Source organism: Streptomyces olivaceus, assembly GCF_000721235.1.
In the GTDB taxonomy this organism is placed as follows: domain Bacteria; phylum Actinomycetota; class Actinomycetes; order Streptomycetales; family Streptomycetaceae; genus Streptomyces; species Streptomyces olivaceus.
The window spans coordinates 1-401 of record NZ_JOFH01000139.1 but is presented as its reverse complement, the minus strand read 5'-3'; the positions used below and the strand labels follow the sequence as shown (position 1 = coordinate 401).

The following is a 401-nucleotide window of genomic DNA, read 5'->3' as shown; positions in this document are numbered from 1 at the left end:
CTTGGGGTGGGGTTAGAAAGACTGTTTTCGTGAAGGTTCGTCGGCTTTCGCTGGAACGTTTCCGCGGTGTCCGTAGTGGCAGGGTTCTGCTGGACGGGCACTCCTTGTTGGTGGGCTCGAACAGCGTGGGTAAGTCCACTGTCTGTGAGGCTCTTGAGCTGATCCTGGGGCCGGAGCGGATGTTCCGCCGTCCTGTGGTGGACGAGCACGACTTCTACGGCGGGTGCTACCAGCCTGTGGGTGAGGAGCTGCCCGAGATTCGGCTGGAGGCTGTCCTGACGGGGCTGTCGCCGACTGCGGAGCGGCGGTTCGGGCCTCATCTGCGTCGTTGGTCGGATGAGACGGACGACTTCGCTGATCTGGAGCCGGACAGCCTGGAGCAGGCTGATGCCGGTCAGTGG

1 protein-coding gene is annotated in these 401 nt (G+C 63.3%); it reads left to right on the top strand.

The genetic code is table 11. The features are described from left to right. Positions 1 to 29 precede the first annotated feature (29 nt). A partial coding sequence (locus IG94_RS39495) for an AAA family ATPase (RefSeq protein WP_157852436.1) occupies positions 30 to 401 on the top strand: 372 nt, incomplete at its 3' end.